Genomic DNA, 13,149 nt, shown 5'->3' with positions numbered 1-13,149 from the left:
GCGCCCGGCCGCACGCCGGGTGAACGCCGGGTGGCGCCCGGCGGTTAGCATCGCGGCCCGGAGTATTCACGCGTGTGGGACGGAGTGGGTCGTGGCACGACCGCGTATGGGTGTGGCGGTACTGACGATGGGCTCCCGCCCCGCCGAGCTGCGGCTGCTCCTCGACGCCGTGGCGCGGCAGGACGAGCCGGCGGCCCGGATCGTCGTCGTCGGCAACGGCACCGGCTCGCTGCCCGAACTCCCCGAGGGCGTGACGGGCGTCGAACTGCCGGAGAACCGGGGCGTGTCGGGCGGCCGGAACGTCGCGATCGAGACCCTCCGCGCGTTCGGCGACGTGGACGTGGTGGTCGACCTCGACGACGACGGCCTCCTCGTCGACACGGACGTCTTCCGCCGCCTCGCCGACCTGTACGCGGCCGACCCCGCCCTCGGCGTCGTCTCGTTCCGCATCGCCGACGAGACCGGCGAGACGCAGCGCCGGCACGTCCCCCGCCTCGGCGCCAAGGACCCGCTGCGCGGCGGCGAGGTGACGACCTTCCTCGGCGGCGGCCACGGCCTGTCGATGCGGATGCTCGACCGCGTCGGCGGCTGGCCCGAGGAGTTCTTCTTCACCCACGAGGAGACCGATCTCGCCTGGCGGGCCCTCGACGCCGGCTGGAAGGTCCTCTACGCCCCCGAGCTCCTGCTCCAGCACCCCAAGACCAGCCCGGCCCGCCACGCCGTCTACTACCGGATGACCGCCCGCAACCGCGTCTGGCTCGCCAAGCGCAACCTTCCGGCCCTCCTCGTCCCCGTCTACCTCGGCGTCTGGACGCTCCTCACCCTCGCCCGCACCCGCTCCCTCCCCGGCCTCGCCGCCTGGTTCGCCGGCTTCGCCGAAGGCCTCCGCCGCCCCTGCGGCCCCCGCCGCCCCATCCGCTGGTCCACCGTCCGCCACATGACCCGCCTGGGCCGCCCCCCGATCATCTGACCCACCCCCGTGGGGGGCTTCCCCGAGAAGCCCCTGTGACAGGTCCCCGCCGGCCCTCTGCTACGCCGTGGTGAGCGCGTCGGCGATGGACTGCATGTCCTGGATGACGACATCGGCCCGCGCTTCGGCGAACGCCTCGGACTTGTGGGGCTTGTTCGCGTAGCCGATGACCGCTGCCCCGGCCGCGTGGGCGGCCTGGATATCCGTGAGTGAGTCGCCGATCAACGTGCAGCTCGATACGTCGGCGTGCATCAACTCGGCTGCCGTGATGAGCGGGAACGGGTTCGGCTTCATCAGGTGCGGCTGCTCGGAGGGTCGACCCACGACCTCGGTGACGTACTCGTACAGCCCGTGCAGTCCGAGGAAGACCCGCACACATTCGGCTGAGTTGTTGCTCACCACCGCGACGCCTCGACCAGCGGAAACCGCCGCCCGGAGTGCTTCCGCCGCACCAGGTGTCGGCTGCCCGGCCACCGCGACGGCTCGGACCTCGGCGGCCGTCAGTGCCTGCTCGATCTTCTGGCCGAGTTCGGTGTCGGCCTCGTACGCGATGCGCAGTACCTCAATGGGGTCGTCCGTCTGGGAGGCCTTCGCCCCCGCGGCTTCGTTCTCGGCGGCTAGGAGGTCGGTCAGTTCCCCCGCGACCTCGGGCGCCGGCAGTCCCGCGAACACGTCGCATACGGGTCCGTCGAAGTCGAAGAGGACCACGCGCGCGTTCGCCAGGGTCTCGGTGAGCGGATCATCGTGCGTCAAGGTCGAAGTCCCTTCCGATCGTTTCCCAGGCACTGTCGATTCGATCCTGGCGGCAAACCGCTCGTCAAGCGGGGGAGCGGCAGGACCAGGACCGGTGCCGTGGTCATGGACGGGATCTTGGGGGGAGGATCAGCTGCGGCCGTAAGCACGCGAGGAGCGGCAGTCACGCAGAGAGACACGCAGACAGAAACAGGTGAGGCCGGTACTGGATCCAGTACCGGCCTCACCTGCTGTTACGGCTGTCGGGGTGGCGGGATTTGAACCCACGACCTCTTCGTCCCGAACGAAGCGCGCTGCCAAGCTGCGCTACACCCCGATGTCGCTGCTCTGTTCTTCACGTCGCGGCGACATCGCTTACTTTAGCCCACGCGCGCGCTCAGGCGAAATCCGGTATTCGGGGGACGGCGGCGCAGGTCGGATGCGGTCGAGGCTCGCCGACGATCGCGAGGTCGAGGCCGGGGACGGCGAGCCGCTGGGCGGCGTGGCGCGGGCGGAGGGCGCCGGGCGGGGTGGGGAGGTGGAGGACGAGGCCGATCACCGGGATGCGGAGCAGGACCCCGTGAGTGGTCAGGGACGCGCCGTCAGGGTGAGCAGGGTGGCCTCGGGAGGGCAGGCGAAGCGGACCGGGGTGTACCGGTTGGCGCCGCAGCCCGCGGAGACGTGGAGGTACGAGGTCCGGTCGGCGACCGTGTGCGTGGAGAGCCCCTTCACCCGGTCCGTGTCGAGGTCGCAGTTGGTGACGAGCGCCCCGTAGAAGGGGATGCACACCTGCCCGCCGTGGGTGTGCCCGGCGAGGATCAGCTCGTATCCGTCGGCGGTGAAGGCGTCGAGCGAGCGCAGGTACGGGGCGTGGACGACGCCCACCGTGAAGTCGGCCGAGGCGTCGGGGCCGCCGGCCACGCGCTCGTAGCGGTCGCGCTTGATGTGCGGGTCGTCGAGGCCGGTGAACGCCAGGTCGGCTTCGGGCAGCTTCAGCCGGCCGCGGGTGTTGGTGAGGTCCACCCAGCCGGCCGCGTCGAAGCCGTCCCGCATGGGCTCCCACGGGTTGTGGCGGGCGCCGACGACGGGCCCGTTGCCGTTGAGCCCGTGGCGGCCCTGGGCCTTCTCCTTCAGGTAGCGGCCGGGGTTGCGGGGCGTCGGCCCGTAGTAGTCGTTGGAGCCCATGACGTACACGCCGGGGAACTCCATCAGGGGGCCGAGCGCGTCCAGGACCTCCGGCACCGCGTCCGGGTCGGAGAGGTTGTCGCCGGTGTTGACGACGAAGTCGGGGCGGAGGCCCGCGAGGGACTGGAGCCAGGCGCGCTTCTTGCGCTGGCCGCACACCATGTGGATGTCGGAGACCTGGAGGACCCGCAGGTCGCGCATGCCCGGCGGGAGGACCGGGACCGTCACCCGGCGCAGCCGGAACGAGCGGGCCTCGAAGCCCGCCGCGTAGACGAGTCCGGCCGCGGCCGCAGCCGTCAGACCTGCCGTGACCTTCAGGGGGATCCCGTACCGTGCGCGCATCCCCCCATCGTCGCAGACCCGCGCGGCGGAAATGCGCGGGCGGTCGGGGCGGGGCACCTGCCACACTTGACCTCATGACCACGCTCAAGGAGAAGCTCAAGGCCGACCTCAACGCCGCGATCAGGGAGCGCGACGAACTGCGTTCCTCGACCCTGCGGCTGACCATCACCGCCATCACGAAGGAGGAGGTCGCGGGCAAGACCAAGCGCGAACTCTCCGACGACGAGGTGCAGAAGGTGATCGCCAAGGAGGCGAAGAAGCGCCGCGAGGCCGCGGAGGCCTTCGCCCAGGGCGGCCGCCACGAGTCCGCCGAGCGGGAGAAGGCCGAGGGCGTCCTGCTCGACGCGTACCTGCCGAAGCAGCTCGGTGACGAGGAGCTCGACGGGATCGTCGCGGCGGCCGTCGAGGAGGCGAAGGCGGCGGGTGCCGAGGGCCCGCGCGCCATGGGCGCCGTGATGAAGATCGTGAACCCGAAGGTGGCCGGCCAGGCCGACGGCGGCCGTGTCGCCGCCTCCGTCAAGAAGCTGCTCGCGGGCTGATCCGCGCCGGTTCGGCGTTCGATACGCGAGAGGGCGCCCCCACCAGGTGGGGGCGCCCTCTCGCGTATCGCGGTGTCAGCGGTTGCCGCGGCCCGGTCGGCCGTCGCCGCCGCCCAGCATGTCCGGCGGGAGCGTGATCCCGGGGAACGGGTTGGTCGGGTCGGTGTCGCCCGGCTTGGCGTCGCCCGGCTTGCGGGGCTTGTTCGGGCCCTCGTCGCCCTCCTTCTCCGGGTCCTTGGGCTTCTCGGCCCGCGGTACGGAGACGGTGTTGAAGCCCGGCGTCTCGGAGGCGTCGAGCGCGCCCGTCATCGCGATCTTCCAGATGGGGCCGGGGAGGCAGCCACCACAGACCTTCTCGTAGTACTCGCCGCCGATGGTGATGTCGTACATCGACTTCTTCTCGCCGACGTCGTCACCGACCCAGACGGCGGTGGACAGGTTCGGGGTGTAGCCGACGAACCAGGCGTCCTTGCGGTCGTTGGTGGTACCGGTCTTGCCCGCGTTGTCGCGGTCGCTCAGGCCGGCCTTGGTGCCGGTGCCGTCCTCGACGACGCCCTTCAGCATCTGGTTGATGACGTCGGCGGTGTGCTGCGACATCGCGCGCGAGCACTTCGACTGGGGCACGTTCAGCTTGTCGCCGTTGGCGGCCTTGATCGACTCGATGACGACCGGGGTGCAGTACATGCCCCGGTTGGCGAAGGTCGCGTAGACGGACGCCATGTCGAGCGGGGTGCTCTCGATACTGCCGAGCGTGATGGACGGGCTCTGCTTGACGGGCTTGCCCAGCTCGCGCTCGTAGCCGACGTGCTTCGCCATCGTCAGCGTCTCGCACAGGCCGGCCATCTGCTCCAGCTTGGCGAAGTAGGTGTTGATGGACTTGCCGAGCGCGCTGGTCATGTCGTAGGCGCCCTTCTCCGACTCGACCTCGTTGTTCACCTCCCAGTTCGCGTAACCCGCGGGCTTGCCGTCGCAGCGGGTGTAGTCGTTCTCCGGGATGTTGATCTGCGCCGGGGTGTCGAAGACCTGGGCCGGGCTCAGGCCCTTCTCCAGGGCCGCGGCCGCGGTGATCGGCTTGAAGGTCGAGCCGACCTGGAAGCCGTACGTGGTGCCGCCCATCTTGCTGCCGACGGCGAGGTTGAGCGTGGTCTGGTGCTGCTTCTGGTCCAGGCCGTACGGGCGGGACTGGCCCATCGAGATGATCTTGCCGGTGCCGGGCTTGACCTGGACGACCGAGGCGGCGACCTGGTCGTCCTTGTTGATCTTCGCGATGGCGGCCTCGTTGGCGGCGGCCTGGGCGCGCGGGTCGAGCGTGGTCTTGATGGTGAGACCACCCAGGTTCCACAGCTTCTGCCGCTCCTCGGCCGTCTTGCCGAAGGTCGGGTCGTTGAGGATCGTCTTGCGGACGTAGTCGCAGAAGAAGCCGGAGCCGTCGACGGCCGTGATGCAGCCGTTCTTCGGGGTCTTCACCTTCAGCTTCAGCGGGGTGGCCTTCGCCTCGTCGGCCTCGGCCTGGCTGATGTCCTTCACGTCGGCCATCCGCTGGAGGACCACGTTGCGGCGCTTGGTGGCTTCCTGGATGTCGTTGATCGGGTCGTAGCGGCTCGGCGACTGGACGAGCCCGGCCATCATCGCCGCCTCGCCCAGGGTGAGGTTGGCGGCCGGCTTGGAGAAGTACCGCTGGGAGGCGGCCTCGATGCCGTACGCCTGCTGCCCGAAGAACGTGATGTTGAGGTAGTTCTCCAGGATCTTCTTCTTGCCCAGCTCCTCCTCGACCTGGATCGCGAACTTCAGCTCGCGGACCTTGCGGCCGATGGTCTGCTGGGTGGCCTGGGCGACCTTCTCGGGGTCGTCACCGGCCTCCTCGACGAAGACGTTCTTCACGTACTGCTGGGTGAGGGTGGACGCGCCCTGCGCGACACCGCCCGACTGCGCGTTGCGGTTGATCGCGCGCAGCACGCCCTTGAGGTCGATCGCCCCGTGCTCGTAGAAGCGGCCGTCCTCGATCGCGACGATCGCCTTCTGCATGTACGGCGAGATCCTCTCCAGCGGGACGACCTTCCGGTCCCGGGAGTACACCGTGGCGATGAGCCCGCCCTCGGAGTCGAGAATCGTGGTGCGCTGACTCAGCGGCGGGGTCTTCAGGTTGGAGGGGATCTCGTCGAACCCCTCGACCGTGCCCTTCGCGGCGAGTCCCAGTGCACCGGCCGCGGGCAGGGCGATGCCCGCCAGCACGGCTCCGGAGAGCACACTGACACCGAGGAACTTGGCGGCCTGCTGGGTCCCGGTCAGACCACCGCCCGAGCGCTTCTTTGCCATGGGGGCAGCCTACGTTCTCATTCGCCGGACACGCGTATATGCCTTGGCCTAAGCTGCTCACAACTGTCACAGCAGTGCGGTCTCGCATCAAGACCCGTGCGTGACATCGGTATGAATTCCCGTGACCCCGAAACACGGGAAGCTCGTGTCCGATTCCGGCTCATGCGTCACGCGGTGCCCGAAGTGGCCCCGCCGAGGAACGGCGTATCTGCGTGATATGTCCGCTATCACACGCATGTCCATCGATCACTCCCCTGGGTGATCTGACGCGCACGCATAGTCCGTTCGGGCCATCCAAGATTGGGCCCGAAGGGGGTGTTGCGCTGTGCCCACCTTCCGTAACGTCCCAACTGGCAGCGGTGAATATGCCGCTGTCGCCGTGGGGGAGCCTCGATTCGGGAGAGGACGGCGCCGGTATGGGCTGGGTAGCTGACTGGAGTGCGCAGGCGGCCTGCCGCACTACCGATCCGGATGAACTATTCGTGCAGGGAGCGGCACAGAACAGGGCAAAGGCGGTGTGCACCGGATGCCCGGTGCGGACCGAGTGCCTCGCCGACGCCCTGGACAACCGGGTGGAGTTCGGTGTGTGGGGCGGCATGACGGAGCGCGAGCGCCGCGCCCTGCTGCGCAGGAGGCCGACCGTCACCTCGTGGCGCCGGCTCCTGGAGACGGCGCGCACGGAGTACGAGCGCGGCGCGGGCCTGCTGCCCGTCGCCATGGAGGACGACGCGACGTACGAGGCGTACGCGGCGGTCGGCTAGACCCCGACCCGTACGCGACACGGGTACGGAGGCATGCGTACGCGACAGGGAGCTCCTGGACGTACGCGGCACGGAGACGCCCGTCCGCGGTGCAGAGGCTCCTGGACGTACGCGGCACGGAGGCACCCGTCCGCGGTACGGAGCTCCTGGACGTACGGAGACGGGGATACCGCTCAGGTCGAGGGCGTCCGCCCGGCCGCGAGCCGGTCACCGATGGCCCGCAGCCCGGCGAGGTCGTGCACATCGCCGGGCAGGGCGGCCACTTCGGCCACCGCCACCTCGGGGTGGAGCGCGGTGAAGCGGTCGCGCGTGCGCTGCTCACGCGCGAGCACCCGCATGCGCTCGGCATGCAGGCGCAGAAGTCCCGCGGTGAGATGACGAACGTCGACGTCCGTGTCCGTGTATGTGTCCGGGTCCGTGCTGGTGTCAGTGGCTTCGTCGTCGTGCTGTGCGGCCGGTTCGGCTGTGGGGGCAGCCTCTGAAACGGGGAGTGCGGCGGCGGTGGCGAGATCGGACGGCTCGGGCATCGTGGCCGGGGAGCCACGCAGTTCAGCCTTCCCGCCCCCCTGATCCACAATGCGCCCCTCGTCAAGATTTTCCGCGGCGGCCCGCGCCCGCTCGGCCGACAGCCGGGCGGCGCCGCTGCCGTGGACGCGGTTGAGCACGAGGCCCGCCAGCGGCATCTCGTCGGCGGCCAGCCGCTCCACGAAGTACGCGGCCTCCCGCAGCGCGTCCCGCTCCGGCGTGGCGACCACGAGGAACGCCGTGCCCGGGGCCTGGAGCAGCTTGTACGTGGCGTCGGCGCGGGTCCGGAAACCGCCGAACATCGTGTCCATCGCCGCCACGAACGTCTGCACGTCCTTGAGGAACTGACCCCCGAGCAGCTTCCCGAGCGTGCCCGTCATCATCGACATGCCGACGTTCAGGAACTTCATCCCGGCCCGGCCGCCCACCTTCGCCGGGGCCATCAGCAGCTTGATGAACTTCCCGTCGAGGAACGACCCGAGGCGCTTCGGCGCGTCCAGGAAGTCCAGCGCGGACCGGGACGGCGGGGTGTCGACGACGATCAGGTCCCACTCGTCGCGGGCCCGGAGCTGTCCCAGCTTCTCCATCGCCATGTACTCCTGCGTACCGGCGAACCCGGCCGACAGGGACTGGTAGAAGGGGTTCCGCAGGATCGCCCGCGCCCGCTCGGGGTCCGCGTGCGCCTCGACGATCTCGTCGAAGGTCCGCTTCATGTCGAGCATCATCGCGTGCAGCTCGCCGCCGTCGGAGCCCTTGATCCCGTCGACCTTGCGCGGGGTGTTGTCGAGGGAGTCGATGCCCATGGACTGGGCGAGCCGGCGGGCCGGGTCGATCGTGAGGACCACCACCCGCCGTCCGCGCTCCGCCGCCCGCACGCCGAGCGCCGCCGCCGTGGTCGTCTTGCCGACCCCGCCCGCACCGCAGCAGACGATGATCCGGGTGCCCAGGTCGTCGATCAGCGGATCCAGCTCCAGGACCGGCACGGCGTCGAGCCCGCTCGCGACGGCGGGGCCGGGACGGTTCGCCGCGGTCGGGTCGGGGCCCGTCGCGGGGGTGGTCGCGTCGGGCCCGGTCGTCGGGGCGGTCCGGTCGGGGCCGTCCGCGGTGGGCGCGGCGCCGGGACCGCCGGTGGCTGCCTTCTGCGTCACGCGCCCACCCCTTGCTTCCGCAGTTCCTTCGCGAGCCGGTAGAGCCCCGCGATGTCCGCCCCGTCCCCCAGGTAGGGGAGTTCGTACGCGGGGACGCCGATGCCGTCCAGGACGGCGCGCTGGTCCCGCTCCAGCTCCACCCGGCGGGCGTGCTCGACCGCCTCGTCGAGGAGCGGCTCGACCAGGCGCGTGCCGCCCGCGACGCCGACCGAGGCCAGGGTCCGCGCGATGGCGTCCCGGTGGTCGCCGGAGGCGGCCCGTACCGCAGCGCCGTCGAGGACGTGCGGGCGGACCATGTTCACCACGACCCGCCCCACCGGCAGTTCGGCGGCGCGGAGCTCGGCGACGCCGTCGGCGGTCTCCTGGACCGGCATCTCCTCCAGGAGGGTCACCAGATGGACCGCCGTCTCGGGGGACTTGAGGACCCGCATGACGGCCTGCGCCTGGTTGTGTATCGGGCCGATCCTGGCCAGGCCGGCGACCTCGTCGTTGACGTTGAGGAAGCGGGTGATGCGGCCGGTGGGCGGGGCGTCCATGACGACGTGGTCGTAGGTGTGGCCGCCGTGCTTCTCGCGCCGCCGGACCGCCTCGCAGGCCTTGCCGGTCAGCAGGACGTCCCGGACGCCCGGGGCTATGGTCGTCGCGAAGTCGATCGCGCCGAGTTTCTTCAGGGCCCGGCCCGCGCTGCCCAGTTTGTAGAACATCTGGAGGTAGTCGAGGAGCGCGCGCTCGGCGTCGATCGCCAGCGCGTACACCTCGCCGCCGCCCGGCGCGACGGCGATCTTGCGCTCCTCGTACGGAAGGGCTTCCGTCTCGAAGAGCTGTGCGATGCCCTGTCTGCCTTCGACCTCGACGAGGAGGGTTCGCTTCCCCTCCGTCGCGAGGGCGAGGGCGAGGGCGGCGGCGACCGTCGTCTTACCGGTACCACCCTTGCCGCTGACGACCTGGAGCCTGCTCACGCTGTCGAGCCTAACCACTGGCGGCCGTGCCCAATCAGGTGACCGCCCCGGAGAAGCTCCCTAGGGGGTGTCTTGCCGGGCAGCTGCGGGGGCCGCCTCGGCGGGGCGCCCCGCGGCAGCGGATACAGTCGGCCCCATGACCAAGTGGGAGTACGTCACGGTGCCGCTTCTGGTGCACGCGACCAAGCAGATTCTGGACACCTGGGGCGAGGACGGCTGGGAGCTCGTCCAGGTCGTGCCCGGGCCGAACAACCCCGAGCAGCTCGTGGCCTACCTGAAGCGGGCCAAGTCGTGAGCGGGGCCGTCGAGGCGAGGCTCGCCGAGCTCGGCCTGACCCTGCCGGAGGTCGTGCCGCCGCTGGCCGCGTACCAGCCGGCCGTGCAGTCGGGCGTGTACGTCTACACCTCGGGCCAGCTCCCGATGGTGGCGGGCAAGCTGTCGGTGACCGGCAAGGTCGGCGACGAGGTCACCGCCGAGGAGGCCAAGGAGCTCGCCGCCACGTGCGCGCTCAACGCCCTCGCGGCCGTGAAGTCGGTCGCCGGTGACCTCGACCGCATCAAGCGCGTCGTGAAGGTCGTCGGTTTCGTCGCCTCCGCCGCCGACTTCACCGGCCAGCCGGGCGTCGTCAACGGCGCCAGCGAGCTGCTCGGCGCCGTGCTCGGCGAGAAGGGCGTGCACGCGCGCAGCGCCGTCGGCGTGGCCGTGCTGCCGCTCGACGCCCCGGTCGAGGTCGAGGTCCAGGTCGAGCTCGTCGACGCCTGATCACCCCGCACGCACCCGCGTGGAGCCGGTTTCCCCCGTTCCGGGGAAGCCGGCTCTCGTGCATTCCGATGCTTGCGCATAGCATCCGGCCATGCCGAATGGTCAGCCGAATCAGACGAACGGTCAGTGGTACCCGCCGGAATGGCCCGACCGCATCCGTGCCCTCGCCGCCGGTGAGCTCACCCCGGTGACGCCCCGGCGCGCCGCCACCGTCCTGCTCCTGCGGGACGGCGCGGAGGGCCCCGAGGTCCACATGCTGCGCCGTCGCACCTCGATGGCCTTCGCGGGCGGCGCGTACGCCTACCCCGGCGGTGGTGTCGACCCGCGCGACGAGCAGCCGGTCCGCTGGGCGGGGCCGTCGCTCGAGGTGTGGGCCGGGCGGCTCGGCCTCGACGACGACGCACAGGCCCAGGCCGTGGTCTGCGCCGCCGTGCGCGAGACGTTCGAGGAGGCGGGCGTCCTGCTCGCCGGCGAGACCGCGGACACCGTGGTCGGCGACACGACCGGCGCGGAGTGGGAGCGGGACCGGGAGGCTCTGGTCGCCCGCGAGCTGTCGTTCGCCGACTTCCTCGACCGGCGAGGGCTCGTCCTGCGCTCGGACCTGCTGGGCGCGTGGGCCCGCTGGATCACGCCGGAGTTCGAGCAGCGCCGGTACGACACGTGGTTCTTCGTGGCCGCGCTGCCGGCCGGGCAGCTGACCCGGGACGTCTCCGGGGAGGCGGACCGCACGGTCTGGATCCGTCCGGCCGAGGCCGCGGCGGGCTACGACCGGGGCGAGCTGATGATGATGCCGCCGACGATCTCGACGCTGCGCACTCTGGAGTCGTACGGCGCGGCGGCCGAGGTGCCGGCGGCGGCGGGCGGCCAGGACATGGCGCCGGTGCTCGCCCAGGCCCGTCTGGAGGGCGACGAGCTGGTCCTGAGCTGGCCGGGGCACGAGGAGTTCACCAAGATCATTCCGGCCGGGGGTGCGCGATGAGCGACGCGGCGGCGCTGCCGGGGCAGCCCCGCGGTCTGGTGGTCTCCGGGCCCGCGACGGCCCGCGCCGTGAACGTCCTGGCGCCGAACCCGTCCGCGATGACGCTGGACGGCACCAACACCTGGCTCCTCTCGGAGCCCGGCTCGGACCTCGCCGTCGTGGTGGACCCGGGTCCGCTCGACGAGAGCCACCTGCGCCATGTGGTCGACACCGCCGAGAAGCTCGGCAAGCGGGTCGCGCTGACCCTGCTGACCCACGGTCACCCGGACCACGCGGAGGGCGCCGGGCGCTTCGCCGAGCTGACGGGGACGGCCGTGCGGGCCCTCGACCCGGCGCTGAGGCTCGGTGACGAGGGGCTCGGCGCGGGGGACGTGGTGACCGTCGGCGGTCTGGAGCTGCGGGTCGTCCCGACGCCCGGGCACACCTCGGACTCGCTCTCCTTCCATCTGCCCGCCGACCGGGCGGTGCTGACGGGCGACACGATCCTGGGGCGCGGTACGACGATGGTCGCGCATCCGGACGGGCGGCTGGGGGACTACCTGGACTCGCTGCGGCGGCTGCGCTCGCTGACCGTCGACGACGGGGTCCACACGGTCCTGCCGGGGCACGGACCGGTCCTGGAGGACGCGCAGGGGGCCGTGGAGTTCTACCTCGCGCACCGGGCGGGCCGGCTCGCCCAGGTCGAGTCCGCGGTCGCGAGCGGCCTGCGGACGGCCGCGGAGGTCGTCGCCCACGTCTACGCGGACGTGGACCGGTCGCTGTGGCCGGCGGCGGAGCTGTCCGTCCGGGCGCAGCTGGAGTACTTGCGGGAGCGCGGCCGGGGCTGAGCGGCGGAGCTGTCCGTCCGGGCGCGGCTGGAGTACCTGCGGGAGCGCGGCCGGGGCTGAGCGGCGGAGTTGTCACGATCCTGAACCGAGAGGGCCCCCGACCCTTCGGTCTCCTTGACCCGTGTTTTACGCTCCGCTTACTTCTGGCCGTAGCTTTCGGGGGGAACGCCCGTGTTCGTCATCGCCATCCTGCTGGTCATCGCCGCAGTGGTGCTCTACTTCGTCGGTCGTGCCAACGACTCCAACGGGCTGAAGTTCGGCGCCCTCGGAGCGGTCCTGGCCGGCGTCTTCTCGTTGATCGTGAGCATGACGTACGTGATCAGCGCGTACGAGGTCGGCGTGCCGGTCGCCTTCGGCAAGGTGGGCTCGCCCATGACCTCGGGCATGCACGTGAAGTCGCCGTTCACGAACGTCACGACCTTCTCGACCCGCCCGGTCGACCTCAACCTCTCCGACAAGGACGTGGTCGAGGTCCGCTCCTCGCAGGGCGGTGTCATGTACGCCGAGGTGACGGTGAAGTGGGCCGTCGTCCCGTCCAAGGCCGTCGAGCTGTACAAGCTCGCGGGCACCGAGGACGCCATCCAGCAGCGGCTCGTCTACCCGGACAGTCGCGAGATCGTCCGCAACGTCTTCGCCCGCTACTCGAGCGAGCAGGGCTACGCGTCCGACCGCGAGAAGATCAACGCCGAGATCGGCGACCTGATCAAGGAGCGTCTGGCCCCGCGCGGAATCGTCGTGACCACGGTCAACCTGCGCAACGTGAAGCCCTCGGACGCCCTGCAGGGCCAGATCGACCGCAAGATCCAGCAGCAGCAGGCCACCGAGCGGGCCATCGAGGCCTCCCGTACCGCCAAGGCCGAGTCCGACCGGCGCCGGATCGAGGCGGAGGGCATCGCCCGCGCCAACAAGATCCTCAACGACTCGCTGACCGACAAGGTCCTCATGAACCAGTGCATCGACGCCTTCAAGGAGGCGGCGGCGAAGAACGCGATCTACACCGTGCCCTGCGGCAACGGCACCTCCGCCCCGGTGATCGTGGACGGCTCGAAGCGCTGACCGCCGGCCCGTCCGACACGTGAAAGGCCGCCCCGGTCCTCGGACCGG

14 protein-coding genes and 1 tRNA gene are annotated in these 13,149 nt (G+C 70.9%); 8 read left to right on the top strand and 7 right to left on the bottom strand.

Annotated features, from left to right (window positions below):
- The first annotated feature begins 91 nt into the window (after nucleotides 1–91).
- On the top strand, nucleotides 92–970 hold the full coding sequence (locus MRBLMG1_RS11580) for a glycosyltransferase family 2 protein (protein ID WP_367823338.1): 879 nt from the start codon (nucleotides 92–94) through the stop codon (nucleotides 968–970).
- Nucleotides 971–1,030: 60 nt separating this feature from the next.
- On the opposite strand, the gene MRBLMG1_RS11575 is transcribed toward MRBLMG1_RS11580, so the two are convergent.
- From MRBLMG1_RS11575 to MRBLMG1_RS11560, 4 genes are all read right to left on the bottom strand, one after another.
- Nucleotides 1,031–1,723, bottom strand: coding sequence for an HAD family hydrolase (locus tag MRBLMG1_RS11575; protein ID WP_367823337.1), 693 nt, complete (start codon nucleotides 1,721–1,723; stop codon nucleotides 1,031–1,033).
- A gap of 242 nt (nucleotides 1,724–1,965) precedes the next feature.
- A tRNA-Pro gene (locus MRBLMG1_RS11570) sits at nucleotides 1,966–2,039 on the bottom strand.
- 60 nt (nucleotides 2,040–2,099) lie between these two features.
- Complete coding sequence (locus MRBLMG1_RS11565; RefSeq protein WP_367823335.1) at nucleotides 2,100–2,261, bottom strand: hypothetical protein; 162 nt, start codon at nucleotides 2,259–2,261, stop codon at nucleotides 2,100–2,102.
- 29 nt (nucleotides 2,262–2,290) lie between these two features.
- On the bottom strand, nucleotides 2,291–3,229 hold the full coding sequence (locus MRBLMG1_RS11560) for a metallophosphoesterase (RefSeq protein ID WP_367823333.1): 939 nt from the start codon (nucleotides 3,227–3,229) through the stop codon (nucleotides 2,291–2,293).
- A 74-nt stretch (nucleotides 3,230–3,303) separates the two neighbouring features.
- On the opposite strand from MRBLMG1_RS11560, the gene MRBLMG1_RS11555 reads away from it, so the two are divergent.
- The gene (locus MRBLMG1_RS11555) at nucleotides 3,304–3,768 is read left to right on the top strand and encodes a GatB/YqeY domain-containing protein (RefSeq protein ID WP_367823331.1); all 465 of its coding nucleotides are present in this window, start codon (nucleotides 3,304–3,306) and stop codon (nucleotides 3,766–3,768) included.
- Between the two features lie 75 nt (nucleotides 3,769–3,843).
- Here the strand turns inward: MRBLMG1_RS11555 and MRBLMG1_RS11550 are convergent, their stop codons facing one another.
- Nucleotides 3,844–6,084, bottom strand: a complete 2,241-nt coding sequence (locus tag MRBLMG1_RS11550) for a transglycosylase domain-containing protein (RefSeq protein ID WP_367823329.1) — start codon at nucleotides 6,082–6,084, stop codon at nucleotides 3,844–3,846.
- Between the two features lie 416 nt (nucleotides 6,085–6,500).
- On the opposite strand from MRBLMG1_RS11550, the gene MRBLMG1_RS11545 reads away from it, so the two are divergent.
- Nucleotides 6,501–6,845: a WhiB family transcriptional regulator gene (locus tag MRBLMG1_RS11545; RefSeq protein ID WP_026058363.1), complete on the top strand. Its 345-nt coding sequence runs from the start codon at nucleotides 6,501–6,503 to the stop codon at nucleotides 6,843–6,845.
- A gap of 173 nt (nucleotides 6,846–7,018) precedes the next feature.
- Here MRBLMG1_RS11545 and MRBLMG1_RS11540 read toward each other — a convergent pair whose 3' ends face one another.
- Together MRBLMG1_RS11540 and MRBLMG1_RS11535 are read right to left on the bottom strand one after the other, a co-directional pair.
- A complete protein-coding gene (locus MRBLMG1_RS11540; protein ID WP_367823690.1) occupies nucleotides 7,019–8,353 on the bottom strand; it encodes an ArsA family ATPase in 1,335 nt (444 codons plus the stop codon).
- Nucleotides 8,354–8,514: 161 nt separating this feature from the next.
- Nucleotides 8,515–9,477 carry an ArsA family ATPase gene (locus tag MRBLMG1_RS11535; protein WP_367823327.1) on the bottom strand — a complete coding sequence of 321 codons (963 nt, stop codon included), beginning with the start codon at nucleotides 9,475–9,477 and terminating at the stop codon, nucleotides 8,515–8,517.
- 136 nt (nucleotides 9,478–9,613) lie between these two features.
- Here MRBLMG1_RS11535 and MRBLMG1_RS11530 point away from each other — a divergent pair, with 136 nt between their 5' ends.
- The 5 genes from MRBLMG1_RS11530 (at nucleotide 9,614) to MRBLMG1_RS11510 (ending at nucleotide 13,101) form a co-directional block, all read left to right on the top strand.
- Nucleotides 9,614–9,772: a DUF4177 domain-containing protein gene (locus MRBLMG1_RS11530; protein ID WP_015034547.1), complete on the top strand. Its 159-nt coding sequence runs from the start codon at nucleotides 9,614–9,616 to the stop codon at nucleotides 9,770–9,772.
- Complete coding sequence (locus tag MRBLMG1_RS11525; RefSeq protein ID WP_367823325.1) at nucleotides 9,769–10,239, top strand: RidA family protein; 471 nt, start codon at nucleotides 9,769–9,771, stop codon at nucleotides 10,237–10,239. Before MRBLMG1_RS11530 ends, MRBLMG1_RS11525 begins: the two co-directional genes overlap by 4 nt.
- A gap of 91 nt (nucleotides 10,240–10,330) precedes the next feature.
- On the top strand, nucleotides 10,331–11,218 hold the full coding sequence (locus MRBLMG1_RS11520; protein WP_367823324.1) for an NUDIX hydrolase: 888 nt from the start codon (nucleotides 10,331–10,333) through the stop codon (nucleotides 11,216–11,218).
- A complete protein-coding gene (locus tag MRBLMG1_RS11515) occupies nucleotides 11,215–12,045 on the top strand; it encodes an MBL fold metallo-hydrolase (protein WP_367823322.1) in 831 nt (276 codons plus the stop codon). Before MRBLMG1_RS11520 ends, MRBLMG1_RS11515 begins: the two co-directional genes overlap by 4 nt.
- Nucleotides 12,046–12,216: 171 nt before the next feature.
- Nucleotides 12,217–13,101, top strand: coding sequence for a prohibitin family protein (locus tag MRBLMG1_RS11510; protein ID WP_367823320.1), 885 nt, complete (start codon nucleotides 12,217–12,219; stop codon nucleotides 13,099–13,101).
- Nucleotides 13,102–13,149 lie beyond the last annotated feature (48 nt).

Origin of the sequence: Streptomyces sp. LMG1-1-1.1 (assembly GCF_040815545.1) — a bacterium.
Taxonomy (GTDB): domain Bacteria; phylum Actinomycetota; class Actinomycetes; order Streptomycetales; family Streptomycetaceae; genus Streptomyces.
The sequence above is the reverse complement of the archived record's forward strand: the minus strand, read 5'-3'. Positions and strand labels throughout refer to the sequence as shown.

Excerpts from the sequence above, each read along its gene's own strand:
- MRBLMG1_RS11560 (WP_367823333.1), bottom strand. The coding sequence starts at position 3,229 with ATGCGCGCACGGTACGGGATCCCCCTGAAGGTCACGGCAGGTCTGACG.
- MRBLMG1_RS11555 (WP_367823331.1), top strand. The coding sequence starts at position 3,304 with ATGACCACGCTCAAGGAGAAGCTCAAGGCCGACCTCAACGCCGCGATC.
- MRBLMG1_RS11550 (WP_367823329.1), bottom strand. The coding sequence starts at position 6,084 with ATGGCAAAGAAGCGCTCGGGCGGTGGTCTGACCGGGACCCAGCAGGCC.
- MRBLMG1_RS11545 (WP_026058363.1), top strand. The coding sequence starts at position 6,501 with ATGGGCTGGGTAGCTGACTGGAGTGCGCAGGCGGCCTGCCGCACTACC.
- MRBLMG1_RS11530 (WP_015034547.1), top strand. The coding sequence starts at position 9,614 with ATGACCAAGTGGGAGTACGTCACGGTGCCGCTTCTGGTGCACGCGACC.
- MRBLMG1_RS11520 (WP_367823324.1), top strand. The coding sequence starts at position 10,331 with ATGCCGAATGGTCAGCCGAATCAGACGAACGGTCAGTGGTACCCGCCG.
- MRBLMG1_RS11515 (WP_367823322.1), top strand. The coding sequence starts at position 11,215 with ATGAGCGACGCGGCGGCGCTGCCGGGGCAGCCCCGCGGTCTGGTGGTC.